The sequence below is a fragment of the Kitasatospora purpeofusca genome (genome assembly GCF_036010405.1).
GTDB classification, from domain to species: Bacteria; Actinomycetota; Actinomycetes; order Streptomycetales; family Streptomycetaceae; genus Kitasatospora; species Kitasatospora purpeofusca.
Genome location: NZ_CP108561.1, coordinates 341,173 through 366,660 on the forward strand (window position 1 = coordinate 341,173; position 25,488 = coordinate 366,660).

The 25,488-nt window shown below is 72.6% G+C and carries 24 protein-coding genes and 1 pseudogene; 16 read left to right on the top strand and 9 right to left on the bottom strand.

Annotated elements, in window-relative coordinates:
- Window positions 1-21: 21 nt before the first annotated feature.
- Entirely contained in the window at window positions 22-1,290 is a 1,269-nt protein-coding gene (locus OG715_RS01550; RefSeq protein ID WP_327063665.1) for an extracellular solute-binding protein, read from the bottom strand.
- Window positions 1,291-1,785: 495 nt separating this feature from the next.
- The gene (locus tag OG715_RS01555) at window positions 1,786-2,586 is read right to left on the bottom strand and encodes a DeoR/GlpR family DNA-binding transcription regulator (RefSeq protein WP_266308944.1); all 801 of its coding nucleotides are present in this window, start codon (window positions 2,584-2,586) and stop codon (window positions 1,786-1,788) included.
- Window positions 2,587-2,994: 408 nt separating this feature from the next.
- Between OG715_RS01555 and OG715_RS01560 the strand changes: the two genes are divergently transcribed.
- The 8 genes from OG715_RS01560 to OG715_RS01595 all read left to right on the top strand — a co-directional run bounded on the left by OG715_RS01560 (window position 2,995) and on the right by OG715_RS01595 (window position 11,185).
- Window positions 2,995-4,014 (top strand): ROK family protein, encoded by a 1,020-nt coding sequence (locus tag OG715_RS01560; protein WP_327063666.1) that lies wholly within the window; start codon window positions 2,995-2,997, stop codon window positions 4,012-4,014.
- Window positions 4,011-4,937 (top strand): 1-phosphofructokinase family hexose kinase, encoded by a 927-nt coding sequence (locus tag OG715_RS01565; protein WP_327063667.1) that lies wholly within the window; start codon window positions 4,011-4,013, stop codon window positions 4,935-4,937. The genes OG715_RS01560 and OG715_RS01565 overlap by 4 nt, the downstream gene beginning before the upstream one ends.
- 161 nt (window positions 4,938-5,098) lie before the next feature.
- Entirely contained in the window at window positions 5,099-6,049 is a 951-nt protein-coding gene (locus OG715_RS01570; protein WP_327063668.1) for an SIS domain-containing protein, read from the top strand.
- Between the two features lie 103 nt (window positions 6,050-6,152).
- On the top strand, window positions 6,153-6,989 hold the full coding sequence (locus OG715_RS01575) for a class II fructose-bisphosphate aldolase (protein ID WP_327063669.1): 837 nt from the start codon (window positions 6,153-6,155) through the stop codon (window positions 6,987-6,989).
- Window positions 6,990-7,160: 171 nt separating this feature from the next.
- Window positions 7,161-8,393: a polysaccharide lyase gene (locus OG715_RS01580; protein ID WP_327063670.1), complete on the top strand. Its 1,233-nt coding sequence runs from the start codon at window positions 7,161-7,163 to the stop codon at window positions 8,391-8,393.
- 273 nt (window positions 8,394-8,666) lie between these two features.
- Window positions 8,667-9,878: a hypothetical protein gene (locus OG715_RS01585; RefSeq protein WP_327063671.1), complete on the top strand. Its 1,212-nt coding sequence runs from the start codon at window positions 8,667-8,669 to the stop codon at window positions 9,876-9,878.
- Between the two features lie 564 nt (window positions 9,879-10,442).
- Complete coding sequence (locus tag OG715_RS01590) at window positions 10,443-10,664, top strand: hypothetical protein (RefSeq protein WP_327063672.1); 222 nt, start codon at window positions 10,443-10,445, stop codon at window positions 10,662-10,664.
- Window positions 10,665-10,720: 56 nt separating this feature from the next.
- A complete protein-coding gene (locus tag OG715_RS01595) occupies window positions 10,721-11,185 on the top strand; it encodes an SUKH-4 family immunity protein (protein WP_327064207.1) in 465 nt (154 codons plus the stop codon).
- A gap of 55 nt (window positions 11,186-11,240) precedes the next feature.
- Here the strand turns inward: OG715_RS01595 and OG715_RS01600 are convergent, their stop codons facing one another.
- Both OG715_RS01600 and OG715_RS01605 read right to left on the bottom strand, forming a co-directional pair.
- Window positions 11,241-11,783, bottom strand: coding sequence for an HAD domain-containing protein (locus tag OG715_RS01600; RefSeq protein WP_327063673.1), 543 nt, complete (start codon window positions 11,781-11,783; stop codon window positions 11,241-11,243).
- 66 nt (window positions 11,784-11,849) lie between these two features.
- On the bottom strand, window positions 11,850-12,494 hold the full coding sequence (locus OG715_RS01605; RefSeq protein ID WP_327063674.1) for a TetR/AcrR family transcriptional regulator: 645 nt from the start codon (window positions 12,492-12,494) through the stop codon (window positions 11,850-11,852).
- A 70-nt stretch (window positions 12,495-12,564) separates the two neighbouring features.
- Here OG715_RS01605 and OG715_RS01610 point away from each other — a divergent pair, with 70 nt between their 5' ends.
- A complete protein-coding gene (locus OG715_RS01610) occupies window positions 12,565-13,461 on the top strand; it encodes an NADP-dependent oxidoreductase (protein ID WP_327063675.1) in 897 nt (298 codons plus the stop codon).
- A 149-nt stretch (window positions 13,462-13,610) separates the two neighbouring features.
- Here the strand turns inward: OG715_RS01610 and OG715_RS01615 are convergent, their stop codons facing one another.
- Both OG715_RS01615 and OG715_RS01620 read right to left on the bottom strand, forming a co-directional pair.
- Window positions 13,611-13,937, bottom strand: coding sequence for a beta/gamma crystallin domain-containing protein (locus tag OG715_RS01615; protein ID WP_327064208.1), 327 nt, complete (start codon window positions 13,935-13,937; stop codon window positions 13,611-13,613).
- A gap of 550 nt (window positions 13,938-14,487) precedes the next feature.
- Entirely contained in the window at window positions 14,488-16,323 is a 1,836-nt protein-coding gene (locus tag OG715_RS01620) for a glycoside hydrolase family 18 chitinase (RefSeq protein WP_327063676.1), read from the bottom strand.
- A 461-nt stretch (window positions 16,324-16,784) separates the two neighbouring features.
- Between OG715_RS01620 and OG715_RS01625 the strand changes: the two genes are divergently transcribed.
- The 5 genes and pseudogenes from OG715_RS01625 to OG715_RS01645 all read left to right on the top strand — a co-directional run bounded on the left by OG715_RS01625 (window position 16,785) and on the right by OG715_RS01645 (window position 21,826).
- Window positions 16,785-17,315 (top strand): EF-hand domain-containing protein, encoded by a 531-nt coding sequence (locus OG715_RS01625; RefSeq protein WP_327063677.1) that lies wholly within the window; start codon window positions 16,785-16,787, stop codon window positions 17,313-17,315.
- Between the two features lie 65 nt (window positions 17,316-17,380).
- Window positions 17,381-18,499, top strand: coding sequence for an isocitrate/isopropylmalate family dehydrogenase (locus OG715_RS01630; protein ID WP_327063678.1), 1,119 nt, complete (start codon window positions 17,381-17,383; stop codon window positions 18,497-18,499).
- A pseudogene (locus OG715_RS01635) lies at window positions 18,468-18,902 on the top strand (cysteine hydrolase family protein); the annotation flags it as partial. The gene OG715_RS01630 and the pseudogene OG715_RS01635, both read left to right, overlap by 32 nt.
- 256 nt (window positions 18,903-19,158) lie before the next feature.
- Window positions 19,159-20,778 (top strand): hypothetical protein, encoded by a 1,620-nt coding sequence (locus OG715_RS01640; RefSeq protein WP_327063679.1) that lies wholly within the window; start codon window positions 19,159-19,161, stop codon window positions 20,776-20,778.
- A gap of 13 nt (window positions 20,779-20,791) precedes the next feature.
- The gene (locus OG715_RS01645; RefSeq protein ID WP_327063680.1) at window positions 20,792-21,826 is read left to right on the top strand and encodes a terpene synthase family protein; all 1,035 of its coding nucleotides are present in this window, start codon (window positions 20,792-20,794) and stop codon (window positions 21,824-21,826) included.
- Between the two features lie 35 nt (window positions 21,827-21,861).
- On the opposite strand, the gene OG715_RS01650 is transcribed toward OG715_RS01645, so the two are convergent.
- The 3 genes from OG715_RS01650 to OG715_RS01660 form a co-directional block, all read right to left on the bottom strand.
- The gene (locus tag OG715_RS01650) at window positions 21,862-22,410 is read right to left on the bottom strand and encodes a hypothetical protein (protein WP_327063681.1); all 549 of its coding nucleotides are present in this window, start codon (window positions 22,408-22,410) and stop codon (window positions 21,862-21,864) included.
- A 284-nt stretch (window positions 22,411-22,694) separates the two neighbouring features.
- Window positions 22,695-22,952, bottom strand: a complete 258-nt coding sequence (locus tag OG715_RS01655) for a hypothetical protein (protein WP_327063682.1) — start codon at window positions 22,950-22,952, stop codon at window positions 22,695-22,697.
- A 109-nt stretch (window positions 22,953-23,061) separates the two neighbouring features.
- Window positions 23,062-23,448: a hypothetical protein gene (locus OG715_RS01660; RefSeq protein WP_327063683.1), complete on the bottom strand. Its 387-nt coding sequence runs from the start codon at window positions 23,446-23,448 to the stop codon at window positions 23,062-23,064.
- 332 nt (window positions 23,449-23,780) lie between these two features.
- On the opposite strand from OG715_RS01660, the gene OG715_RS01665 reads away from it, so the two are divergent.
- Together OG715_RS01665 and OG715_RS01670 are read left to right on the top strand one after the other, a co-directional pair.
- Window positions 23,781-24,122, top strand: a complete 342-nt coding sequence (locus tag OG715_RS01665; RefSeq protein ID WP_327063684.1) for a hypothetical protein — start codon at window positions 23,781-23,783, stop codon at window positions 24,120-24,122.
- Window positions 24,122-25,480 carry a DUF4062 domain-containing protein gene (locus OG715_RS01670; RefSeq protein WP_327063685.1) on the top strand — a complete coding sequence of 453 codons (1,359 nt, stop codon included), beginning with the start codon at window positions 24,122-24,124 and terminating at the stop codon, window positions 25,478-25,480. Before OG715_RS01665 ends, OG715_RS01670 begins: the two co-directional genes overlap by 1 nt.
- The last annotated feature ends 8 nt before the right edge of the window (window positions 25,481-25,488 follow it).

Consider the following 25,488-nt stretch of genomic DNA (forward strand, 5'->3'; position numbering starts at 1 on the left):
ACAGTGCGGTGCGCGGGCTGCCTACTTGTCGGAGACCGCTGCCTCGGCCTTCTTCTGCAGCTCCCCCAGGACCTTGGCCGGGTCGGTCACGGCCGTGCCCCCGCTCTTCTTGATCTCGGCCGAGACGGCGTCCCAGGTCGTGTCGCCGAGCGGGTAGAACACCGCGTTCGGCAGCAGCGAGAAGAAGGGTTCGAGGTCGGCGTGCTTGCCGTTGCCGGTCATCTCCTTGAGGGTGTCCTCGGTGACCGGCATCAGGTTGTAGAGCTCGTCGAACTTGAGCGTGTTCTCCTTGGCGTACGCGAAGTCGAGGAACGCGCCGACCTGCTCCTTGTGGCCGGGGCCCTTGAACGCCATCATCCAGTCGGCGACGCCGAGCGTGGACTTCAGCGCACCGGCCTTCCCGGGGATCGGCGCGACGCCGTAGTCGACCTTGCCCTCCTTGGACATCTGGATCAGGGAGGGGTGGCCGTTGAGCATGGCGACCTTGCCGGCCGCGAAGTCCGCGAAGGCGGTCTTGCGGTCCGTCGTCGCGGGGTTGGCGTAGGTGAGGCCGGGAGCGACGAGGTTCGTCTTCAGCCAGGTGAACGCGTCGATGTTGGCCTGGCTGTTGAGCGTGTAGGCGCCCTTGGCGTCGGTGAGCCCGCCGCCGGTGCCGAGCTCCCAGATCAGGGACTCGCCCTGGGCCTCCTCGGGGCCGAGCGGCAGCGCGTACGGGGTCACGCCCGGCACCGCCGCCTTGATCTTCTCGGCCGCGGCCCTGACGTCGTCCCAGCTCTTGGGTGCCTCCGTGACGCCCGCCTGGGCAAGGAGCGCCTTGTTGTAGAAGAACGCCCGCGCCGAGGCGACGAACGGGATCCCGTAGGGCTTGCCGTCGACCTCGCCGGCCTTGGCGAAGCTGTCGATCAGGTTGGCCCGGGTCGGCTCGGACAGCACCTCGTCCGCCCGGTACAGCAGGTCGTCGGCGACCTTGTCGGCGTAGCCGCCGGTCTGCAGGACGTCGGGCACGTTGCCGCTCTGGATCATCGTCTTGACCTGCGAGTCGATGTCGTTCCAGTTGATCACCTGGACGTCGACCTTGATCTTCGGGTTGGCGGCGGTGAACCGGTCCGCCACATCCTTCCAATAGGCGGCCGAGCTGTTCGAGGCCTTGTCGCCGTAGTCGGCGGCCACCAGCTTGAGCGTCACGTCCTTGTCGGCGGAGGCCGTGCCGCCGCCGCCGCTGCCGCAGGCGGTGAGGGCGAGCGCCCCGAGGGTGCAGGCACAGGCCGCCGCGAAAGAGCGCTTGTTCATCGTCAGTACCGCCTTGTCTCCCGGCCGGTCCAGGAGACACGGCCCAGTGGGGGTCTGGAAACAGCCGCAGAGTTCGGAGCGTGCATACACGTGGAAGATCCAACCGTGTTTCGCTCATAAACGAGCATCTGCTGTGGGCAAAGTAAACACGAGGACGCAGGCCCGGGCCAGGCCCGTTACGCAAACGATGCCAACACCGCAGGTGTCGGGCACCGGAGGCACACAGGAGGAACACCGTACGGCGGCGACGGGGAAAGCGGCAGGTCGCCGGCCCCGGCCACCGGCCCCTGTCGCGGCCCCCGGCCGCTGTCCCCGGCCGGTTTCCTCGTTCCGGCGACGTCCTCGTTCCGGCGACGTCCTCGCTCCGGCGCCGGAACGCACGACGCCCGGCGGGCCGCCGCCGGAGCGGAGCCCGCCGGGCGGAGGTGCTTCGCGCACCCGGTTCCGGCTGTGTGTATGTCTGTACGTCTGTATGTCGAGGGCCGGGCGGGAGAGTCAGACCGCGATGACCTCGATACCGGCCTCGATGAACCGCGCCGCCATCTCGGGGACCAGACCGGAGTCCGTGACCAGCACGTCGATCCGGTCCAGGCCGCAGATCCGGGCGAAGGCGCGCCTGCCGATCTTGGACGAGTCCGTCGCGAGGATCACCTTCCGGGCGCGCTCCGCGAGCAGCCTGCTGATGCCGGCCTCGTCCTCGTGGTGCGTCATCACGCCGAGTCTCGGGTCGACGCCGTCCACGCCCAGCACGGCGACGTCGAGGACCACCTGGTTCAGCACGCCCTCCGTGAGCGGCCCGACCAGTTCGTAGGTCTGGGGCCGCGCCACGCCGCCGGTCACCACCAGCTTGAACTGCGGGCGGACCGCGAGTTCACCGGCGATGTTCAGGGAGTTGGTGACGATCGTGTAGACCGGCCCGGAGGCCGCCTCCCCGCGCTCCGCGGGCCCCCCGCCGGCCCGGAGCACCAGCGCCCGGGCCACCTCGGTGGTGGTGGTGCCGCCGTTGAGTCCGACGACGTCCCCCTCCCCCAGCAACTCGGCCACCGCCGTCGCGATGCGCTGCTTGTCCGACACCCGCCGCGAGGACTTGTAGCGCATCGGGAGCTCGTAGGAGACACCGTGCGCGATCGCCCCTCCGCGGGTGCGGACGAGCAGCCGCTGCTCGGCCAGCTCGTCGAGGTCGCGCCGGATGGTCGCCGGCGACACCGCCACCGAAACGGCCGCCTCGTCGACGTCCAGCTTGCCGTCGACCGCGAGCAGTTCGAGCAGCTTGCTCCACCGCTCCTGCTTGGACATGCGCAGCAACCCTTCTTCGACTGGAACTCCGGCACCGCGCCGCGCCCGGCGGGAACGGACGCCGCCCCGTGGCGGCCGGTCCGCCGCCCCGGGACGTGTGCGCGGAGTTGATCGTATCGCCGCAGCGTCGCGCGGCGGGTGACACGGGCAAGCCGCGCACGTCACACGACATTCGGCGGCCGACCTCTGGACTCAGTGGGCCTTCTCGCTGGATACTGCGCTCACACATCTTGATGGATTTCGCATCTTTGGCGCTTTCAGTGCGCATCTTCGATCATCCAGGATGGTTCGACACCCATGATCAGCAACACCTCCCCTCACCCGACCGGCTCCGTACCGCTGCCTCCCGCCCTACTCCCGCCCGCTCCCCCGGCGGACCCTTCGCCCGACGACCGTCCGCCCGGTTGCGTGATCGCACTCGACGTCGGCGGCACCGGGATGAAGGGCGCCGTTCTCGACCACGGCATGCGCCCGCTGCACACCGTGCACCGACACACTCCGCGCGCCGACGGGCCCGCCGCCGTGCTCGACGCCATCACGGACACCCTGCTCGCCCTGGACCGCTCTGCCGCGGAGTCCGGTCTGCCGGTGCACCACACGGGGGTGGCCGTCCCCGGCATCGTGGACGACGCCCGCCAAGTCGCCGTCAGGTCGGTCAACCTCGGCTGGCACGACCTCCCGCTCGCCGCCCTGCTGGAGGAACGGACCCGCCTGCCCGTCACCCTGGGCCACGACGTCCGCGCGGGCGGCGTCGCCGAGTGCGCGATGGGGGCCGCCCGCGGGGCGGCCGACGTCCTGTTCGTCGCCATCGGCACCGGCATCGCCGCGGCCGTCGTCTGCGACGGCCGACCGCTCCTGGCCGGCGGGTACGCGGGCGAGATCGGCCACATCCCCGTCCCGTCCGGCGCGGGGCCGTGCGCCTGCGGGGGCTCCGACTGCCTGGAGACGGTGGCCTCCGCCGCCGCCGTGGCGTCCGCCTACACCGCGCGCACCGGCCGGCCCGTGTCCGGCGCGGCCGACGTGGCCGCCCTCACCGCACAGGGCGACCCCGTGGCGCGAGCGGTCTGGGACCGGGCCGCGACCGCACTGGCGGAGGCACTGGCCACCGCCGCCACCCTGCTCGCACCGGAACTTATCGTCCTGGGCGGCGGTCTCGCCGAGGCGGACCGGCTCCTGCTCGACCCCGTACGGGCCGGTCTGGCGGAGCGCCTGACCTTCCAGCGCCGTCCCGTCGTCGTGCGGGCCGAACTCGGCGACCGGGCGGCCTGCCTCGGCGCGGGCCTCGCCGCCTGGCGGGCGGCCGGACTCCCCGTGAGTCGGCAGGCGCCCGGGCACCCCGTGGTCCAGCAGGCGCCCGAACGCCCCGTGAGCCGGCAGGCATCCGGGCACCCCGTGTCCGCGGACCGGACGGGAGCACCCGCCCGATGATTCTGACCGTCACCCTCAACGCCGCGCTCGACGCCACCTGGAGCGTCGACAGCCTGCGGCCCCGCACCTCCCATCGCGTCGACGACGCGCAGGAACGGGCGGGCGGCAAGGGGATCAACGTCGCCCGGGTGCTCGGCGTCCTCGGGCACGACCCGGTGGCCACCGGCCTGGCGGGCGGGGCCACCGGCCGTCTGATCCTCGACGGACTGCACACCGCCCGGATCCGGAGCGAGTTCGTCGAGGTGAGCGGCGAGTCACGGCGGACCCTCGCCGTCGTCTCCCGCGACGACGGCGACGCCACCGTGTTCAACGGGCGCGGGCCGTCGGTGACTTCGGCCGAGTGGCAGCTCTTCCACCGGCGCTACGCCGCCCTGGCCTCGGCGGCGCGCGTGGTGGTCCTCAGCGGCAGCACCCCGCCGGGGCTCCCGGCGGACGCCTACGCGCAGCTCGTCCGCACCGCGGCGGCGGCCGACGCGCTCACGGTGCTCGACACCAGCGGCCCGGACCTGCTCCGGGCCCTCGAAGCCCGGCCCGACGTGGTCAAACCCAACGCCGAGGAGATCGCCGCGGTGACCGGGCAGACGGACCCGGCCCGCGCGGCCGACGCGCTTCGGTCCCTGGGCGCCCGCACGGTCGTCGCCTCCGCCGGCGCCGACGGCCTGTACGCCGTCACCCCGGAGGGCACCTGGCGGGCGGTGCCCCCCGAACGGCTGGCCGGCAATCCCACGGGCGCCGGCGACGCCTGCGTGGCCGCGATCGCGGCCGGGCTGGACGCGCACTCGGCCTGGCCGGACATCCTCCGCACGGCGGTGGCCCTGTCGGCCGCCGCCGTCCCCTGCCCGGTCGCCGGCGAGGTCGACACCGCCGTCTTCCGGCGGCTGCTCCCCGGAGTAGTCGTCGAGTCCGTCCCGCCGGGCCCGTAACTCCTCTCGCACCAAACCTTCTTGCTCGATGGTGCTTGATAGCTGCATTTTATGAGCAACTATTGACAGAATGAGTGCTCGTAAAACAGCATGCTGAGCATCCGGGCACCGTCTCCGCCCCACTCGGTCGCCCTCCGTCCCTCCCACCGCAAGGAACCCGCATGACCACCTTCGAAACCTCCCGCACCTCGGTCGAGATCGCCTCGCAGCCCGCGACCTGGACGCAAGCGGCCCGCTCCGCCGGCTCCCACACCGGCGCGCTGCCGCGCCGCGGTGAGCGGGTCGCCGTGGTCGGCTGCGGCACCTCCTGGTTCATGGCCCACGCCTACGCGCAGCTGCGCGAGAGCGGCGGCCACGGCGAGACCGACGCCTTCGCGGCCTCCGAGTTCCCCCTCGGCCGCAGCTACGACCGCGTCGTGGCCCTCACCCGCTCCGGCACCACCACCGAGGTCGTCGACCTGCTGGTGAAGCTCAAGGGCAGCGTCCCGACCACCGCCCTCACCGCCGACCCGGCGACCCCCGTGATGACGGCCGCCGACCACGCCGTCGTGCTGGACTTCGCCGACGAGGAATCCGTCGTCCAGACCCGGTTCGCCACCACCGCGCTCGTCCTGCTGCGCGCGCACCTGGAGGCCGAGGGCGCGCTGCCCGCCGGGGTGCGCCCGGTCGCCGAGGCCGTCCGGGACGCCCGGCTGGCCCTCGACCTCCCCCTCGGCCCCGAGGTGAGCGGCGCCGAGCAGTTCACCTTCCTCGGCACGGGGTGGACGTACGGCCTCGCCCTCGAAGCCGGCCTGAAGATGCGCGAGGCCGCCGGTGCCTGGACCGAGGCCTACCCCGCCATGGAGTACCGCCACGGCCCGATCAGCATCACCGGCCCCGGCCGGGTCGCCTGGCTCTTCGGTCCCGCCCCGCAGGGCCTCGCCGACGACGTCGCCCGGGTCGGCGGGCTCTTCCGGCAGGCCTCGGGGGACGGGTCCGGATCCCTCGACCCGCTCGCCGACCTGATCCTCGTCCAGCGACTGGCCGTGCTGCTCGCCGAGGCGCGCGGCTACGACCCGGACCGCCCCCGCAACCTGACCCGCTCGGTGATCCTCGGTCCCACCGCGGCCTGACCACTCTCCCCTTCCGGTAGGCCCTCTCTTCGCCTCCGGTACGCCCTCCCCGCGCGGACTCCCTGCACCGCGCACACCGCCAGCGCCTTCGTGGAGAACCCTCATGCCTCTGACACCCACCGGCGACATCGTCGGCCCCGCCCACACCGGCGCTTACGGCGTCGGGGCGTTCAACGTCGTGCAGATCGAGCACGCCGAGGCCATCGTGACCGGCGCGGAACGGGCCGGCCGGCCCGTCGTCCTCCAGATCAGCGAGAACACCGTCCGCTACCACGGTGCGCTCGCCCCGATCGCCCTCGCCTCCCTCGCGCTCGCCCGGACGGCCTCGGTGCCGGTCGCCGTCCACCTCGACCACGCCGAGTCCCCCGAACTCGTCCACGAGGCCGTCGACCTGGGCTTCACCTCCGTCATGTTCGACGCGTCCAGGCTCGACTACGACGCCAACGTGTCCGCCACCCGGCAGATCGCCGAGCACTGCCACCGGGCCGGCGTCTGGGTCGAGGCCGAACTCGGCGAGATCGGCGGCAAGGACGGCGCCCACGCCCCGGGCGTCCGCACCGACCCCGACGAAGCACGCGCGTTCGTCGCCGCCACCGCCGTCGACGCCCTGGCCGTCGCCGTGGGAAGCTCCCACGCGATGCTCACCCGTGACGCCGCCCTGGACCTCGACCTGATAGCCCGGCTGCGCGCCGGGCTCGACGTGCCGCTCGTCCTGCACGGTTCCTCGGGCGTCGGCGACGCCGACCTCGCCAAGGCCGTCGCAGCCGGCATGACGAAGATCAACATTTCCACCCACCTCAACAGGCTCTTCACCCGCACCGTGTCCGACCGCCTGCGGGCGGCCCCCGACACCGTCGACCCGCGCACCTACCTCGGCCCGGCCCGGGACACGGTGGCGACCGAGGTGACCCGCCTGCTGGGCGTCCTCACCGCCCGCTGACGGGTCGGCGCGGCACATGATCACGGTTGGGCAACGTCGCGGGCCGGGCGGCCGGTTCGGCACTCCTTCCAGGCAGGCGGTCCGCACCCGAGCTGCACGGCGCGGACCGCCCACGACGAACCGCCCGACCAGCCGGTGCCCCAGAACGGCCGGCCGTCCCCGAGGAACCGCATGCCGCCGCTCCGCTCCCGTCCGACCACAACCGCCACCGGCACGGCCCGCCGGACCGCCGGTGCCGTCTCGGTCGCCCTTCTCACCGTCGGCGCGGCCGTCACCCCCGCCGCTGCCGTGACGGACTCCAGGTCGTACGACTTCGAGTCCCTCGGGGCCCAGGACCGGCCGTTCAGGGCCATCAACGGCTTCGGCGCCGTGAACGCCGCTCCCGCGCCGCCGGGAGGGACGGGGACCGCCGCGAGGTTCAACGTGCCGGCCGACGGGACCTCGTTCCGCGCCGAACTCGCCCTCAAGGGCCTGAGCGCGGAGAGCCACCGCTTCTCCTTCGCCAACTACCTCCCGAAGGACTGGAAGCAGGTCGACGACGACACGATCGTCGCCCAGTGGTTCAGCACCCAGCCCGGTAACGAAGGCGTCAAGCCGGTCGTGGCGCTCTCGGTGCACGGCGGCGACTGGCGGCTCAAGGTCCACTGGCTCAAGGACCTCGCCACCTTCGAGGAGTACGAGACCATCATCCAGCTCGGCGCGGCGCAGTTCGGCCACTGGAACCGCTGGACCCTCGACATCACCTGGTCCACCCCGTCCACGCCCGGATCGATCACCGTGACCCGGGACGGCGTCCAGGTCGGGGCTCACCGCGGTGCCAACAACTACCACCGCGGTGAGCCACCGCACTTCAGGACCGGGATCTACCGCCCCGCGTGGCGCCCGGAGAAGAAGGCGCCCCCGGCGGGCGGGCCCGATGTCGTGCTGTACGTCGACGACATCGCCATCACCCCGGTCCCGGCGGGAGCTGCGACCCCGGCACCCCCGGCACCCCCGGCAAGCCAACCGACCACCGCCAGGCCGACCGCTGCAACCGGGCCGACTCCGGGCCCGAGCCCGACCGCCGCCACACCTCCCGCCTCCCGGTCCGCGACCCCCACCCCGGTGCCGACCCCCACCGCACCCCCATCGGCGACCCCGTCGGTGGCCCCCGTACCCGCCCCGCTCACAACCGTCCCCCCTGCCCACTCCCCCTCCGCACCTGCGACAGCACCGCAGGCCACGCCCGCCCTCGCCGTCGGCCAACCCGTTTCGCCCCACACGACGGAGCTGTCCACCACCGGTACCGGAGCAGGCGTCGCCGTCGCCTTCACCACAGGCACCGTCGCCGTCGTCGTCGGCACCTTCCTGATCCGCCGCCGCAAACCGGGCGCGCACCGACGCGGTTCCACTCCGCAGGACTGAGAAGCGGCAGCCCCCGCCGCGCCCGGTCGCGGCCTTCGCGATCTCGTTGTCCCTGCCCACCTTGTCCTTGACACCTGGCGGAGTGGGAAGTCGGACCGGCCGACTTCCCACTCCGGGTGGCTCATGGACCCCGGGGAGCCGGATCGTCACCACCGGCAGCTTCGCCGCCAAGTCCCAACGGCTGGACCTCGACGACCTCCGGCCCGCCTCGGCCTCCCTCCAACCGCTTCCCGGCCCTTGCCAGTTGCTTCCGTCGCGGTGGACCATGGCGGCATGGAAGCGGGGGCGGGGGAAGGGGCCAGGAGTGTCCTGTGGCAGGAGGACGAACTGGTCTGCCAACGGCTGTACGGGCTGCTGGCGAACCGGGCGAAGGAGGCCCGGGAGGTCGTGGCGGAGCTGGGCACGTGGCGTCGGAACAGCACCGGATTCCTCGGGCGACCGAAGCCGGACGCGCTGAACGCGTTGCGTCGCGCGTGCCGTTGGGCATTTGAGGGCCACGGACCGCCCAGGGCTGGGGGCATCAACTACACCTACACGTTCGGCGGTTCCGGCCCCGACGCAGAGCACTTCCGGGTGTCGCCGGTCGACTACCAGCGGCTCCAGTGGGTGAACAACGGCATCACCTCCCGCCGGGACTTCGACATCGCCCTCACCACGGCTCTCCACCGCGCCCAGTGGCTGGCGGAGTTGTACGCCGGGCTGAGCATCGTACGGCCGGTCGTGGCCGTTCCCGGCGAGCTGGTCCCGCCGCGGCACGGCCGCCTGCGCGACGGCATCGTCGGCCGCGCGCTCCGCGAGGAGATCGCCGAGCAGCTCGCGACCGGTCATGCGCTGCGCAGGGCCGCTGCCGCCGGCGAGCACGTCGTGCCCGCGATCCGGGCCTGGGCCTCCACGACGGCGGAGACCCTCGACCACGGCCTGACGAACCCCGACGTCGGCGGCGGCCTGCGGCACCTCACCGCAGGACTCGGCATCTGCGAGAAGCGGTCGGTGTCCCGTCCGGCGGCGTTGGCCGGCGCCTACCTGACGCTCGGCCTGGAGTACCTGGAGAAGGTGGAGAAGCAGATGCCGGACCACATCGAGGCCTCTGGCCAGGGCCCGAGGCCCGCGCCGGTCACCGTCCACGGCAACGTCGGGGCCATCAACAGCGAGATCTTCAACAGCAACCTGGTGGTCGCCGAGACGGTCCGCGGAATCGACGTCACCGTCCAGGCTCTGCAGCGCGCCGGCCAGCAGGACACCGCCGCCGCCATCGACCAGCTCACCCGGGCCGTCCAACAGGACCCGGCCCTCGCCGACGACCGGCGCCCCGAGCTGCTCGACCATCTCGCCGAGATCGCCGAAGCCGCGGCCGAGCCTGACCGCCCCCGGGCCCTCAGCCGTGCCCGCGGGGCCATGGCGGCCCTCACCGCCGCCGCCACCACCTCCACCCAACTCGCCCACGCCCTCACCACCTGGCAGGACACCCTCGGCCGCTTCCTCTGAGCCCACCCGGCCGCCCCGCTGCCGGGCCGACCGGCGCTCGACCGCCCCCTCGGACCTGCTGGCGGAACCACGGGTCGAGAGCGGCGACTTCTGCACGGGACTCGGAGTGCGGCATGGCTGTTCATCTGTCGCGCCGCAACCGTCGACTGCACCGACCACCCCGCCGGATTTCGCCGATATTCGGAGACGATCACTATGTCGGACCCACCGAGTAGTGCCAGTTCACCGGTCTGATCGTCATGAACCTGTGGATGAACAGCGCGCGATTGAAGGGCCGTCCGACGATGAACCGCTGGTACAGGCGGTCATAGGACGAGGCAGGGCAGATGTGCTCAATCCTGTCTACCGGCCATGGAGCCGGCACTGCATGGTTGGTCAAGACCGTGCGGATGCGCACGGTCTGAGTCCATCAGGAAAGGGCCACACATGCTGCGTCGCACATCAAGTGTCATCCTTGGCGCCTCGATCCTCCTCGCCTCTGCGCTCGGCACCGGAACTGCACTGGCTGGAACGACAAGGACCGCGTCCTGCGGAGGCTCCTTCACGATATTCAGCAACGAGGGGATGGCCTCCGTACAGTACTGCGACGGAGGTACCTCGGTCATCGGCACGGTGTACGACACCGCCGCTGACGGCAGGTGTCCTCGCGTTGAGGCCAAGCAGTCGAACGGATCGTGGCGGACCTCGGACTGGGCCGGTCCCAAGGGCGACAGCAGCCCGGTGAACCTCTACGCCTCCCCCGGCCTCTACTTCGTCGACGTCAAAATGGGTTACATCAGCTGCTGATCATCAACGCCTGTTGAGGTCGTCACCCCCCGGCCCCGCCTTCGAAGTGAGCTGCCATACCTCTTGCAGGTTCACATGCCCCGCCCGAACACCGGCTCCGGGCGGGGCACTGCCATCCGACTCCGCCTTGCGGACGGCCTCCTCGGCGGCATTCACCGCCTCGCCAATGTCCGCTTGGGAGAAGCCCGGAATTTTGCGACCTCGATGTCGCACTCGACGGCGCCACCGGGCGGATCGAGCTGTCCGACCGGTTCGACGACGACCTGCCCGCGCCCTACCTCCACCGTGATCTCGGCACCGTGCTCCATGTGCTGTGGGCGTACGAGCGACTGCGGGCGGAACGCCGCCGCTGGAGCCGTCCGGCCGCTCCGTCGCCGTGGGCGGTCTTCCGCCCCCAAGAGTTCCTCGACGGCGTCGCCGAGGGCGTCCTGCGCGCCCTCGATCCGTCGGCGTGGGAAACCGAGGAGCACTTCTGGCCGATGCGCGCCGACGACTGCCACATGGGCGAACTGCTGGAGTAGGCCGCGGCGACACCACCGCTGGACACCGTTGGGGCCGCCTCGTTTGTGCGGGGCTTCACGATGACCGGTCCGGATCTCGGATCTGCCGGCGGAACCACGAGTCGAGAACCGCGAAGTCACCGTCGGTCAGACCGACGCGGGGGTCGACACGATGGAGCATGGCGGGTGCCGGATGGTGGGCGGCGACCCAGACCCGATCGGTGTCGGTCACCTCGTCGTCGACCCAGGCGAACGGGCGCCCCGCGGCCCATTCGACCAGGGCGCGGGTCTTCCAGTGCAGTCCGCGCCGCTCGTCCTCATCGTCGATCCCGGACGGCTCCGGCCAGTGGACCACCGCGAGTCGGGGCAGGCCGATGCGGGGCGCGACGGAGTCGTTGGCCGCCGATTCCCAGGTGGTTGCCCACACGACGTCGCACGGGAGCGCCAGCAGGCGGCGCCCGTGCTCGGGATCGATCCTGCTCAGGAGTGGATTGGCGTCATCACCGGGCGAGTGAGGGCCCGTTGTGAAGGTCGGATACCGGTCCGGCGCCGCGCCGAACGGGATGAGAGGTCCGTCTACGTCGAGGAACAGCAGCGGACGCCGCGTGGAGCCGGTCACGGAAACACGATAGCGAGCGCCGACAGCGGCACTCGCCCTCGGTCCGGCGTCGATCGCACCCGTGGGTCAGCGCCCCGCCGGGGTGGCGGGGCGCGCACCGGCACCCGCAGCGTTCCACGCGGCGTCGATCATCCGGAAGATCTCGTCGAGTGCCGTGTCAGGGTCGGCCGCCTCACGGGCCAGCGTGAAGGCGTCGATCGCGAACCGTGCGATCGTCCGGCATGCCGTGGTCGTGTGCCTCGGCCCGGCGTCCGCGGTGACGGCGAGGTCGGCAGCGACGTCCGCGGCGATGGCCGTGGCCAACGATTCGGCATGGCGCAGCCTCATCGTCTCCTCGTACTGCCGCAGGGCGGGCGAGGTGTCGATCAGGTGCCAGAGCGGTGCGGCGCCGTCGGCTGTGCAGTGGTGCACCAGGGCCCGGATCTCGTGATGCAGCGCGGGGACGAGCGGCTCGTGCGGGGCGCGGTCGGTGACGGCGCGGACGAGGCGCTGCTCGAAGTCCTGGTCCTGTTCGAAGACCAGGGCCTCCTTCGAGGCGAAGTGGGCGAAGACGGTGGTGACGGCGACGTCGGCCTCGGCGGCCACGTCGCGGATACCGACGGCGTCGTAGCCGCGTTCGAGGAACAGCCGCAGGGCGGTGTCGGCGATCTTCTGACGGGTGGCGGCCTTCTTGCGTTCGCGGCGCCCGGTCGACTCGGTCCTCTCGGTCATCCGGCCACGCTATCAGGAGCAAAATCCTCACAACTACAAAACACTAACGGTTAGTGCTAAGGTCGTCGGTATGAAGAAGGTGATCTTCGCCGAGTTCGGCGACCCCGACGTCCTGCACCTCCTCGACACCGACGAGCCCCGCCCGGGGCCCGGCCAGGTCCGCATAGCCGTCCGCGCCGCAGGCGTGAACCCCGTCGACTGGCGGATTCGCGAAGGCCAGATCCTCGGCGCCCACCCCACCCGACTGCCCTCCGGACTGGGCCTGGACGCCGCCGGGGTCGTCGACGCGATCGGCGAGGGCGTCGACGGGACGCAGGTCGGGGACCACGTCTTCGGCGAAGGCATCGACACCTACGCCGAGTTCGCCGTACTGACGGCCTGGGCCGCCATGCCCCAGGGCATCGGCTTCGAGGAGGCCGCCGGCTACCCCTCGGTGGTCGAGACGGCGCTGCGGATCCTGGGTGAAGTGGGCGTCCGCCCGGGGCAGACCCTGCTGGTCAGCGGCGCGGCCGGCGGCGTCGGCTCGGCCGTCCTGCAGATCGCCCGCGACCGCGGCATCCGCGTCGTCGGCACGGCCGGTGCCCACAACCAGGACTACCTGCGGAGCCTGGGCGCCCTCGCCACGACCTACGGCGAGGGCTGGCCCGACCGGGTGCGCGGGCTCGGTCGCGTCGATGCCGCCCTCGACCTGGCCGGCTCGGGCGTGATCCCCGAACTCGTCGAACTCACCGGCGACGCACGGAAGGTGGTCTCCATCGCCGATCTCGGTGCACCCGATCACGGCGTCCGGTTCTCGGGCACGGCCGGGAGCGTGCCCGAGGCGCTCGCCACGGCCGTGGACCTCATCTCACGAGGAAGGCTCCACATCCCCGTCGAGAAGTCCTACCCGCTCGCCGAGGCCGCGGCGGCCCATATCGACAGCCGCGCCGGCCACACCTGCGGGCGCCGGGTCCTCGTCGTCCGGTGAAGCGGTCAGCGTGTCAGCCGCACCCCGGCGCGCGCTCGCCCGACGCCCGCTCACCCGACGCCCGCATATTCACATCACCCGAATGTACGGCTACTCGCACGCTCGGACGGAAATGCGAATTCCGGGCGATGCGTTCAACCCGACATCCGTCACAGGATTTCGATGGACTTCACCTGCGGCGGGTGGTTCGGGAACGAGATGTCGGTCCACCGGTTGATCCTGACCGAGTCGCCGTTGGCGTCGAAGTAGATGAGGTCGTTGTTCCCCGTGGAGATCCGGTCGACCCACCAGTTGCCGAAGTCGGTCCGACCGGCGTTGGCGTAGCAGTCCACGCTCTGGCTGCCGCCGCTGTGGGACCAGATCTTCAGGAAGTCCTCGCCTCCCCGGCACTCGATGTGGTTGATGGCGAACGCGTTGTTCGGCACGGCCACGGTGAACGCGGCAGCGGCGGCGAACGTGGCGGCCGCGAAGCTCATAAACTTCTTCGTCCTCGAGATCACTAATTCTCCTCGCACGAATCGAATGCAGGATCGAAAATGCACGAGGCGCTCGGCAGTAATTGCGTCGTGCGCGATCAGCATCCCGTCCGAATCGACCACGGTCAATTGATTCTCCGGCGAGCCGACTCGGTATCGGCCGTGTTCCCTCGCAGCTCGTTGTTCCGGACGGGACAGGAGAGGCACTTGGGACCTGTGTGCATCCCCGTCGGAGGAGAGGCAACGCCGCTCGGACAGGACCGACCGTTCCCCGCATCACTGCCCCGGCCTGGGAAAACGTCCGTGCCGGCCTGCCGGACGGCGCGCACCGGCGCGCCGCCGGGCGGGCGGACGAGTGGAACGCACCACGCCGCGCCCGCTCAACAGGCGCACGGCGGGCGCGCGTTCCACCCTCCACCACCCTTGCGGCACGTTCGCGCCCCCAGCGCCGGAACGCCGACAGCGGCCCGCCGGGGAGGGCGGGCCGCTGCGCGCGGTGGTGCGGGTGGTGCGGGTGGTGCTACTTGCGGTGGTGCTACTTGCGGAGGTGCTACTGGAGGCCGGTGTGGATCGCGTTCACCAGCTCGCCGTTGGCGGTGTCGCCGCTGAACTCCCAGAAGAACGCGCCGCGCAGGTTCTGCCCCTTGGCCCACGCCATCTTGGCCGTGATGGTGGCCGGGGTGTCGTAGCTCCACCAGTTGGTACCGCAGTGGGCGTAGGCGGTGCCGGCGACCGTGCCGGTGGCGGGGCAGGTGTTCTTGAGGACCTTGTAGTCCTCGATGCCGGTCTCGTAGGTGCCGGCCGCGGCGCCGGTGGCGGTACCGCCCGGGGCGGACTGGGTCACGCCGGTCCAGCCCCGGCCGTAGAAGCCGATGCCCAGCAGCAGCTTGGAGGCGGGCACGCCGATCGACCGGTACTTGGCGATGGCCTCGGCCGAGGTGAAGCCGGCCTTCGGGATGCCGTCGTAGGCGGTGAGCGGGGAGTGCGGGGCGGTCGGGCCCTTCGCCGCCCAGGCGCCGAAGAAGTCGTACGTCATGACGTTGAACCAGTCGAGGTACGGCGCACCGGCCGCGTAGTCGGCCTTGTCGATGTTGCCGCCCTGCGAGGCGTCGGCGGAGACCGCCACCGTCACCAGGTCGTTGCCGAACTCGGTGCGCATCGCGTGGACCATCTTCTTGAACGAGTCGGCGCCGCTGGTGTCACAGGTCAGGCCGCAGGCGTTCGGGTACTCCCAGTCGAGGTCGATGCCGTCGAAGACGTCGGCCCAGCGCGGGTCCTCGACCAGGTCGTGGCAGGACTTGGCGAACGCGGCCGGGTTCTGCACAGCCTGGCCGAAGCCGCCGGACCAGGTCCAGCCGCCGAAGGACCAGATCACCTTGATGTGCGGGTAGAGGCGCTTGAGTTCGCGCAGCTGGTTGAAGCTGCCGCGCAGCGGCTGGTCCCAGGTGTCCGCGACGCCGTCGACGGACTGGTCGGCGGTGTAGGCGCGCTCGTAGTCGGCGTAGGCGTCGCCGATGGTGCACTTGCCGTTCTGGACGTTGCCGAAGGCGTAGTTGATGTGGGTGATCTTCGCGGCGGAGCCCGAGGTCACCAGGTTCTTCACGTGGTAGTTGCGGCCGTAGACGCCCCAGTTGGTGAAGTAGCCGAGCTTGACCTTGTCGCCGGTGACGACGTCGCCGCCGGTGGTGCGCACGGTGCCGGGCGCGCTGGCGGGGCCGGTCAGGTCCGCGGTGTCGCGGGCGACGACGGTGTAGGTGTAGCTCGTGCCGGCGGTGAGGTTGCTGTCGCTGTAGCTGAGGCCGGTCACCGTGGCGACCTTGGTGCCGTTGCGCAGGACGTCGTAGTTCTTGACGCCGGTGTCGTCGGTGGCGGCGGTCCACGACACCTTCAGCGAGGTGTCGGTGACGTCGGAGCCGACCGGGGTCCCGGGCGCGGAGGGGGCCTTGTTGCCGGGCAGGTCGGTGCCGTCGCAGGAGGCACCGTTGAGCTTGCAGCCGCTGGGGGCGCCGGGGCCCGCGCCGTTGAAGCCGAAGGTCACGGAGGCACCGGGGGCGAGGGTGCCGTTCCAGCCCTTGTCCTTGGCGGTCCAGTGGTTGCCGGTGCTGGTGACGGTGGCGTCCCAGGCGGAGGCGACGCTGGTGCCGGCGGGGAAGTCCCACTCGATCGTCCAGGACGAGAGCGTGGTGGTACCGGTGTTCTTCACCGTCCACTTGCCGTCGAACCCGGCTCCCCAGTCGGAGCCCTTGGCGAAGGTGGCGGTGGCCCCGGCGGCGGCCTGGGCGGGGGTGGACAGGCCGACGACGGCGACCAGCGGCAGGGCGAGCGCGGTCAGGCCGGCCGCGGCGGCTCTCAACCTCTTTGTGGGCAGGGCGAAGCGAGTCAGCAAGAGAGGGCTCCTCGGCGTGGGGGCGGACAGGGGTGGGGAGTCCGTGGGCGCACACTGCGCGACGTCCGCCGCAGGGTGCTTCGGCGAGACTAGAAAGGTCCAGACCAACCAGTCAAGAGGTTCAGACCACTTTTCCTTTACCTTCCCTTTGCCGAAACGGCGTGCGCCGGACCGCCACCCCGATGACGTGCCCGGATCCCGATCGACCGTCAATTCCACCGCCAACGACGACATGTCGGACATGGACGGGACCCCGAGGGCAACACTGCAAGGGCGAGCACAGCGGGGGCGGCACGGCAAGAGCGAGCGCGCTCAGCCACCCTGTCGGGTGACGCATCACCGGTTCCGACCCCGTCCCCGGACCCGGCCCGCACAGTGGGAGCCCCGGCCGCACCCGAACGGCACAGCCGGGGCCGAGGCCCCGCCGTTCGAGGCCGGGCCGCCGCGAGAGAGGGAACACCATGACCCAGGAGGCCCACCGGCGCGCCGCGCTGGTCTTCACCCTGTTCGACGCCAACGGCAACGGGGTGCTCGACGCCGAGGACTTCGACCTGTTGACCGATCGCATCCTGGCCGTCGCCGACGACTCCCCCGAACCCGACCGCCACGCCCTGACCGACAGCCTGCGCCGCTACTGGGAAGTGCTGCTCGGGGAGTTGGACGCCAACGGCGACGGGGTGATCAGCCCGGAGGAGTTCCAGGGCTTCGTGCTGAACCCCGAACGCTTCGGCGCCACCGCCTCGGCCTTCGCCGACGCCCTGGCCGCGCTCGGCGACCCCGACGGCGACGGGCTGATCGAACGGCCCCGGTTCCTCGCGCTGATGACCTCGATCGGCTTCGAGAGGCCCAACACCGCCGCGCTGTTCGACGCCTTCGGCCCCGACGCCGGCGACCGCATCACCGTCACCACCTGTGCCGACGGCATCCGCGACTACTACTCCCCCGAGAAGACCGGCATCCCGGGCGACCACCTCCTCCCGACCTCCGCCTGACCTCTGAGGAACCGCTTCCCCCACCAACATCTGCCCCCGCGAACGCCAACCCGGAAGGACCCCGCATGACCGCACCGCTCATAGCCCTCGCCGTCGGCCGCGGCACCGGACCCGAACTCGCACCCGTCTTCGAACGGACGCTGGAGCGGATCACCGCCCTGCACGGCACGCGAGCCGAGGTGGTGCGGTCACCGCGGCTCTACCACTCCTACGTCTCACTGCGCGAACAGGCCCGCGACACCGGTCAGTTCGAGCGGCTCACCGGCGAGGACGCCGCGCACTACGAGCAGTTCTGCCGGGACCAGGCCGCCCGCGGCGTGCGGGCAGTGTTCCGCACCGCGATCAACGCCCAGTCGCTGTACCTGGTCCGCCAGCGGCTGGCCGCCGTCAAGGTCGAACCGCTCACGGCCGGTCCGGCCCGATTACTGCTGGTCCGCGACCAGGCGCAGGGCTTCTACACCGGTGAGAACCGGCACACCCCCGGCACCGTGGTGCGCACCATGGAGTTCAGCCGCGCCGTCACGGTGCGGATCCTGGAGTACGCCGTGCGCCGCGCCCGCGCACTCTGGCCGCAGGGCCCGTCCCGCGTCCTGATGGCCTACAAGTACCACCTGCTGGACGGGGCGCTGGACGAGTGGACCGAGGGCCTGGCCGATCAACTCGGTGTGGCCGTCGAGCTGTTCCAGCCCGACACGGTCAACCGCAACCTGATCACGCACGGCCCCGAGGACCGCACCGTGCTGGTCGCCGGGAACGAGTGGGCGGACATCATGCACGTGGTGCTGCTCGACCGGTACGGGGCGCAGCGGCAGGAGGACCGGTGCACCGAGAACGTCCATCTGGCGCCGGAGCTCGATGAGCTGACGGAGTATCAGACGATGCACGGCTCGGCCGACGACCTGGCCGGGCGCGGTGTGGTCAACCCGGTCGCCACGCTGCGGGCCGCCGCCCGGATCGCCGAGCGCCACGTCCACTGCCCCGGCGCCGAGGCGGCCCTCGAAGCCGCGCTCACCGCCGTCCGCGGCCGGGGCGTCCGCACTCCCGACCTCGGCGGGCAGGCCGGGACCACCGAGGTGGTGGACGCCGTGCTCGCCGAGTTGGCCGGGGGCGAGGCCGAGGCCGGCACCAGTGCCGCCGACCGGTCCGGCGCGAGTGCCGCAGAAGCCGGGGCGGGCGCCCGGTGACCGGCACGCCCCGCTCCGCGCTGCTCGTCGTCGACCTGCAGAACGACTTCTGCGCCGGCCCCCTCGCCGCCGCCCGCTACCCCGGCGACCCGAGCGGCCGGCGCGCGCCGCCGCGAACAGTGTCCGCGCCGTCGAGCTGGCCCGGGCGGCGGGCCTCGACGTCCTGTTCGTGCGCTTCCTCGGCGACCCCGTCCACCAGGGGCCCGCCTGGCGCCGCAGGGACGCACTGCTCGGCAAGCAGCCCAAGTGCCTGGAGGGCAGCTGGGGCGCCGAGTTCCACGGCGTCCGGCCCCGGCCGGGTGAAGAGGTGTTCACCAAGCGCGCCGTCTTCGACGCGTTCCTGGACGAGCGCCTCGAACCGTACCTGCGCCGGCGCGGGATCGACCACCTCGTCCTGGTCGGCCTGTTCGCCGACGTCTGTGTCGACTCCACCGCCCGCACCGCCTTCCAGCGGAACCACGGCGTCGGACGACCCGGGCAGGCCCGGGTGACGGCGGCGCGGGAAGGCGGCCCGGCCGACCCGGCGCGCACGCCACGGCGCGGTCAGGCGCGCACAAACCGAGCCCCGCACCTCATCACGTCCCGTACGCGCCTACAGACCGGCCCCCGGATTCGGGACATTGGCCCGGGGGGCGGAGGCGAGCGACGACGGAGGGCTGATGTTCGCGGCCGGAGACGGTGGCCCGGGGCTGGAGCGGCGGGCCCGGGCGGCGCTGTCGGCGGCGGTCGCCCACGCCGTGGCGTCCCAACGGTCCGACGGGTCCTGGTCGGTGCCCGCCGGGCCGCGCATCCTGGAAACCGCCGTGGCGGTCCTCGCCCTGCGGCAGGCCGAAGGACCGGGGTCGGTACCGGCGGAGGCCCTGCGGTGGCTGGCCGAGCGGGCCGAGGTCCAGCGGCACCATCCGGCGGTCGCGGCGGCGGACCGCTGGCTGCTCGCGCTCGCCCTGCGGCCGTCCCGGCCGCCGCCGCTGACCGAACCAGCGCCGGACGAAGCGGCGTTGGCACGCCGTCACCTTCTCCTGCACACCGTCGCCGTCGCGACCGGCGCGCCCGGCGCCGACCCCGGGCAGCTGCTGGAGACGGCGGTCGGCGCCCTCGGACCGGACCGGGGCGCGGGGCTCAAGGGCTGGCAGCGGACCGTACTGCTGGCCGGCGAACTCCTCGCCCACCACGCGCTCGGCCGGCCGGTCCCGCCGCGCGTGCGACGGGCGCTGGAGGCCGAGCAGGCGGGTGACGGTTCCTTCCACACCATGGCGTTGACCACCGCCGTGGCCTGCCTCGCCCTCGCGTGCACGGCCCCGGGCCACCCGGCCGTGCGGGCGGCGGCCGGGCAGCTCCGCCGCTCCCGGGTTCCCCGGTCCGGCTGGGGGCTCGGCACCTTCGACGTGTGGGACACCGCTCTGATGGCCCGCTGCCTGCGCGGCCGCCCCGAATTCGACGCCCGCGCACTGCCCTCGGCCCTGTCCTTCCTGGAGCGGACACAGGGTCCGGACGGCGGCTGGGGCAGCAACTCGCCCCTGGTCGCCGGCCAGGGGCTGGCGTCCGACAACGACACCACCGGCGCGGTGCTGCTCGCCCTGGCCCGCTCCCCGCAGGGCGCCCGGGTGTGGCCGGCGGCCCGCGCGTACGCCGCGGCGCGGCAGCGGCCGGACGGGCTCTGGACGACCTGGCAGTCCTCCGACGACACTCCGGCACAGGACGTCGTCGCCCACCTCGCCGCAGGCGTGGACGCCCACCGTCGCTGGGGGGACGGGAGCCCCGACACCGCCCCCGCCCGGCGCTGGCTGGTCGAGCGCCACCGGGCGGACGGCCGCTGGCAGGCCGACTGGTACGGCTACCCCGCCTACCCGGCGGCCGAGATCGCGCCGCTGCTCGGCCGGGAGTCCCCGGAGCTCGCCCGGGAGGCCGCACGGCTGGCCACCGCCCAGCGGCCGGACGGTGCCTGGCCGCGCCTGGAGGGCGAGGACTCGGCCAGCCCGGCGGCGACCGCGCTCGCCGTCACCGCACTGCTGCAGAGCCTCCGCCCGGTCCCGCCGGACGCGCTCCGCCGGGCGCTGCGGTTCCTGGTGGAGAGCCGGCGTGACGACGGCGGCTGGACCGAACCCGGTCCGGCCATGTCCGGGCCCCGGCCGTTCCTCTCCGACGTTCCGGCCCAGAACCACGCCCTCACCTGCCGCGGACTCGCCGACCTCGTCGCCGCCGCCGGCCCCGCTGGCTCCCCTGACCCTGCCGGCCCCGGCGACCCCGCTGACCCCGGCGGCCCCGTCGCCCGTCGCTGAGGAGGTACCGCCGATGACGCGTCCGCCGCCGATCCCACCGTTCTGGTGCCCGCTCCCGCCCGCGCTGCACCCCGAGCACCGGCTCGCCCAGGAGCACCAGGTCACCTGGATGACGGCCTCCGCGGTGCCCCCCGAATCCGATCGGCGGGCCGCGCTGGCCCGTCATCGGATCGGCGAGCTGGCCGCCCGCTTCGCACCGCGCGCCACGGTGCCGGGCCTCCTCGTCCTCACCGACCTGCTCAGCCTCACCTTCGTGCTCGACGACCTGTACGACACCCCGGGCTCGGACCCCGGACTGGCCGACCGCACCGCCGTCCTGCGCGCCGCCGCGCACACCCGCGCCCCCAGCCCCGACCCGGTCGGCCGGGCCGTCCAGCGGATGCTGTCCTCCCACACCGCACTGGCCTCCCCGGGCCTGAGCGGCCACCTGGCCCGGGCGATCGACGAGAGCCTCGCCGCCAACCTGGACGAACACCTCTCCCGCAGCCGGCTCGTCCCCGACCTGGACGCGTACCTGCTACACCGCCGGGCGACCACCTGGTTCGTGCCCATCGCCGACGTCCTCGCCGTGGCGGACGGCCCCGAACCCGCACCGGCCGAACTCGACCGGCCGGCCGTCCGGGCGCTCATCGACATGACGAACCTGATCACCGGCTGGGACAACGACCTCTACGGCTACGCCCGCGACCACACCGCGGCCACGCTCGACCACGTCAACCTGCCCGACGTGCTCGCCCGGTCGCTCGGCTGCGCGCCCGCCGAGGCGGTCCGCCTCGGAACCGGGCTGCGCGACGAAGTCCTCGCCCGGTTCCTGCGGCTGAACGCCCGTACGGCGGCCACCGCCGGGCCCGCCCTGCGGGCGCTGCTCGCCAACCTCGCCGCCAGCATCCGGGGCCAGCTCGACTGGACGGCCGGCACCGACCGCTTCCGCGCCCCGGGCGCCCCCGCCGGCCGGCCTGAACCGCCCACCGACCGCCGCCCCGCACCGCCGGACCGCCTTCCACCGATCGCCGGAAGCCTCTGGTGGTGGCCCCTCACCGAGGAGTGACCCGGTCGGCCCGGGATCCGCCCGGGGGCGGGGCGTCAGCGGTCGGCCTGGAACCCGTTGATCTTGCTCAGCGGGCCGTAGCTGCCGTCCTCGTAGACCGGCTGTGTCTGGACGTCGCCGACGATCTGGAACAGCTTCTTCGCCGGGTCCGCCGTGGTCGGGTTGCAGTTCGGGTAGCCGACGTACCAGTAGATGCTCGCCACGCCGTCGCCCTGCACGGGCGGGGAGACGGTCGTGTAGAAGGTCACCACGCCGTTCTTCGCCGGGTTCGGGCCGTTCGGGCCGTGCAGTTCCCAGGCGCCGGAGACGGTGGCGGGGCTGTTCTGCGGAGTGACGGTCAGCGTCATGTCGTCGTTGAACTGGACCGCCGAGACACCGATCCACCTCGCGATGGCGTCGTCGAACTGGAACGCGCGGGCCCGACAGGTGTAGTCGGCGATGTTGCCGCCGCACTGGTCGGCCGCCCGCGTCCGGCCCGCGTCCGGCGTCTGGGCGTGCGCCGGGGCGGCCAACGCCATCGCCCCGACGGTGGCCGTGACGACGGCCAGGGCGGCCAGGCGGCCGCGTTCTCCGAGCTGCTTCATAGTGTCGAGGTCATCTGTTCATCGGTGAAGTACCGTCGGCCCCAACCTGTTCGAACCGAGGCACGGCCACAATCCCCGCGCGCCGATCGGATGATACGTCTACGCACGAACTGTCCTGCCGCCGCCGTCGAGGCCGTGCTCACGCGACGGCCCAGGACGACCACGCTGCCATGGCCACCTGCGGCAGTCCGAGGCCGGCCCGGCCCGTCGTGCCTCGGCGTGCCCCGGCGCCCTCGGAGCCGGGCGGGCCGACTTCTTCCGGCCCGCCCGGTCCCGAGGGGTGTTCAGGCGGACAGTCCGGGCAGCAGCGGCGCGGCCGGGGGCAGGGCACCGCTCTGGGGGACGGTTTCGGCGGTGGGTTCGTGCAGCGGGTGCGGGGCCGTCTGCGGTTCGACGGCGTGGGCGGTGGCGCCCTCGTCCGACGGAACGGACCGGTCGGACCGGTCGGGCTGGTCGGACGGCGCGCACGGAGCGGGCTCGGTGGTCCGGGTGGCTTCGGCGCGCACCATGGCACCGATAGCGGAGAAGACGTCGAAGGGCATGGTGGATCTCCTGCGGTACGGCGTGGAAGAGGGGTCGCAGGAAGCCGGGCCGGGCCTTGCACGGCCGTGGTGGGTGGCGCGTGGGCCCGAGGTTGCCCGGCGGGCCATGTCAGCAGCGCAGGACGACGCCTCGTACGCCCGTGGCCTCGGCCCCGGCCCGTCCGGAGCACGCGGGCCACGGTGACCGCGGCCGGGCAGGATCGTGCACGGCGTACACCTCGCCGGGCGGCAACGGCGGCTGCCCGCACCCCGACGCACAGGCCGGGCCCGCGCGGTGGGCGCCGGCATGGAGCGGGACGGTTCCGTGCGTGCGGCGGCGCTCGGCGGGTTCGGGGCACTCGTCGGCGTCCGGGGCGACCAGCGGCAGCGGTTCCGCTCCTCCGGCGGGAGCCTCCTGGACGGCGGCGCAGTGCTGCATGCCGGCCGCCCACGGCCGGGCCTCGGCCGCGTCCGCCCCGCCCAGCAGGACCAGTGCGGCGCCGAGCAGCGCCGTCACGGCACACCTGACCACGGAGTGCCAGTGCCGGGGCGCACACCGCATTCGACGAACCTTCCCGAGGAGTGGGCCCCAGCCAACCGCCCCGGCCGCTCCCGGAGCACGTCCGGCTCACCCGGTAGTGACAGGAATTCACTCGTCCGGACGCACCGGCGGCATCCGCACGGGCCGGTGCGACCCCCGGGCGGACGTCCGGAGCGGACGGTCCGGAGCGTGGTGCGGGTGGGGGCCGGGTACTACCCTTCTACAGGTTGTCGCTGTGATGGGGGGCATCGCACATGCGCCTGCTGTTCTGGTCAACGGCTCTGGTGTGTACAGGTGTTGCGGTCGCGTTGACCCTCTGGGCGGTCCTCGGGGACGCCGCCGGGGCCGAGCGTGCGAGCGCCGTGGTCGGGGCGGTCGTCGGGCTCGCCGGGCTCGTCGCTTCGGTCTTCGCGCTGCGGACGGGCGGCGGTGCCGCCGTCCGGGCCGGTGGACGCGGTGCGGTCGCCGCCGGGGGAAGCGTGATCGGCAACGCGATCGGTGCCGACAGCAGGGTCACCGGGCTGGCCCCGGCCGCTCGCGCCGCGCCCGGGCCGGATCGGACCGTGTCCGCCCAGGGCGACGGGGCGGTGGCCGCCGGAGGCGACGTCACCGGGAACGCGCTGGGCGAGGGCACCGAGGTGACCGGCTGATGGCGGGTTCACGCTTCCGTCGGCGCGGGCAGCAGGACCCGGCCGAACCCGAGCGGTCCGCCGAGCACGTGGAGGTGCGCGGGGGCGGCGTCGGCGCCGGGGCCGACGTCGCCGGCAACGCCATCGGCTTGCGCAGCACCGTGACGAACAACTTCAACTACTACCGCTCGACGGAACCCGACCCCCGGGCCGGCGCCCCGGCAGCGGCAGGCGGGGCCCCGCCGGCGCCCGCCGCTGCCGACGAGCGCCGCTACCAGGTGTTCGTCAGCTCGACCAGCCTCGACCTGAGGCAGCACCGCGAGGCCGTCATCGACGAGCTCGTCAAGGAGGGCTACATCCCCTCCGGTATGGAACTGTTCGACGCACGCTCGGAAGGCGCCTGGGAGGTCGTCGAGCGGGTGATCGACGACTGCGACTACCTCGTCCTCATCATCGGGGCGCGATACGGGGACCTCGACGGAGGGAGTACCAGCTTCACCGAACGGGAGTACGACTACGCCCGCTCGGTGGGCAAACCCGTCCTGGTGTTCGTCCACTCCGATCCCGCCGAACTGCACACGGAGAGCTGGCAGCCGACGCCGGAGGACACCGAGCGGCTCGCCGTCTTCCGGGAGAAGGTGCGCGGCGAGCGGCTCTGGAAGCCCTGGCGCACCGTCGCCGACCTTCGCAGCGATGTGACCAGGTCGCTGCGGCTGGCCGTCAGGCACAACCCCCAGCCCGGCTGGGTCAGGGGCAACTCGACCGCCCACACCTTCTCCAGCGAATGGCAGCACCTGGTGGCGCCGGGAACGCAGGTCGGTGTGGCCCGGATCAGCGTGGACGGGCAGGCCGGCAACGCCCTGAGCGACAACCTCGGGAAGGCCTCGTCGATCGGGATCATGTCCACCAGTGGAAAGCGGCTGATCGAGATCCAGGCGCCCTACCTGACGAAGGCGCTCGCGGCCGGCGCCAGGCTCCGCGTCCTGGTACCGGTCCCCGACGGCCAGTTCCTCGCCGACGTCGACGAGTCCGAGTCGCTGTGGGACGAGCGCTCACCGATCGCGGCGGAGGTCCGCGAGGTCGAGGCGCGGCTGCGGGCGATCGCCCGCGAGGCCCGGGCGCGCAGCACGGCCTCCGGATCGACCGCCGGTTCGGCCGAAATCGGGTTCTTCACCACGCACTTGCGGTCCACGATGATTCTGTGCGACCGGACCTGGGGATGGATCACGCTGACCCTGCCACCGGCGAGGGCTCCGGAGACCCCGTCCCTGGAGCTGCGCGGGACCCAGGAGTTCGGTCTGATCGACGCCTGCTGGAAGCACTTCGAACGGACCTGGGCCATCGTCGAGGGGCGCGGAGAAGTGAGGACGATCACGTGAGGCGGTCT

Bases quoted from the DNA above. Each gene is read 5' to 3' on its own strand.
- OG715_RS01605 (WP_327063674.1), bottom strand. From the start codon at position 12,494: ATGACCGAGAGGACCGAGTCGACCGGGCGCCGCGAACGCAAGAAGGCC.
- OG715_RS01580 (WP_327063670.1), top strand. From the start codon at position 7,161: ATGCCGCCGCTCCGCTCCCGTCCGACCACAACCGCCACCGGCACGGCC.
- OG715_RS01670 (WP_327063685.1), top strand. From the start codon at position 24,122: ATGGCGGGTTCACGCTTCCGTCGGCGCGGGCAGCAGGACCCGGCCGAA.
- OG715_RS01585 (WP_327063671.1), top strand. From the start codon at position 8,667: ATGGAAGCGGGGGCGGGGGAAGGGGCCAGGAGTGTCCTGTGGCAGGAG.
- OG715_RS01590 (WP_327063672.1), top strand. From the start codon at position 10,443: ATGGCCTCCGTACAGTACTGCGACGGAGGTACCTCGGTCATCGGCACG.
- OG715_RS01650 (WP_327063681.1), bottom strand. From the start codon at position 22,410: ATGAAGCAGCTCGGAGAACGCGGCCGCCTGGCCGCCCTGGCCGTCGTC.
- OG715_RS01640 (WP_327063679.1), top strand. From the start codon at position 19,159: ATGTTCGCGGCCGGAGACGGTGGCCCGGGGCTGGAGCGGCGGGCCCGG.
- OG715_RS01610 (WP_327063675.1), top strand. From the start codon at position 12,565: ATGAAGAAGGTGATCTTCGCCGAGTTCGGCGACCCCGACGTCCTGCAC.
- OG715_RS01630 (WP_327063678.1), top strand. From the start codon at position 17,381: ATGACCGCACCGCTCATAGCCCTCGCCGTCGGCCGCGGCACCGGACCC.
- OG715_RS01615 (WP_327064208.1), bottom strand. From the start codon at position 13,937: ATGAGCTTCGCGGCCGCCACGTTCGCCGCCGCTGCCGCGTTCACCGTG.
- OG715_RS01550 (WP_327063665.1), bottom strand. From the start codon at position 1,290: ATGAACAAGCGCTCTTTCGCGGCGGCCTGTGCCTGCACCCTCGGGGCG.
- OG715_RS01570 (WP_327063668.1), top strand. From the start codon at position 5,099: ATGACCACCTTCGAAACCTCCCGCACCTCGGTCGAGATCGCCTCGCAG.
- OG715_RS01655 (WP_327063682.1), bottom strand. From the start codon at position 22,952: ATGCCCTTCGACGTCTTCTCCGCTATCGGTGCCATGGTGCGCGCCGAA.
- OG715_RS01645 (WP_327063680.1), top strand. From the start codon at position 20,792: ATGACGCGTCCGCCGCCGATCCCACCGTTCTGGTGCCCGCTCCCGCCC.
- OG715_RS01555 (WP_266308944.1), bottom strand. From the start codon at position 2,586: ATGTCCAAGCAGGAGCGGTGGAGCAAGCTGCTCGAACTGCTCGCGGTC.
- OG715_RS01565 (WP_327063667.1), top strand. From the start codon at position 4,011: ATGATTCTGACCGTCACCCTCAACGCCGCGCTCGACGCCACCTGGAGC.
- OG715_RS01575 (WP_327063669.1), top strand. From the start codon at position 6,153: ATGCCTCTGACACCCACCGGCGACATCGTCGGCCCCGCCCACACCGGC.
- OG715_RS01625 (WP_327063677.1), top strand. From the start codon at position 16,785: ATGACCCAGGAGGCCCACCGGCGCGCCGCGCTGGTCTTCACCCTGTTC.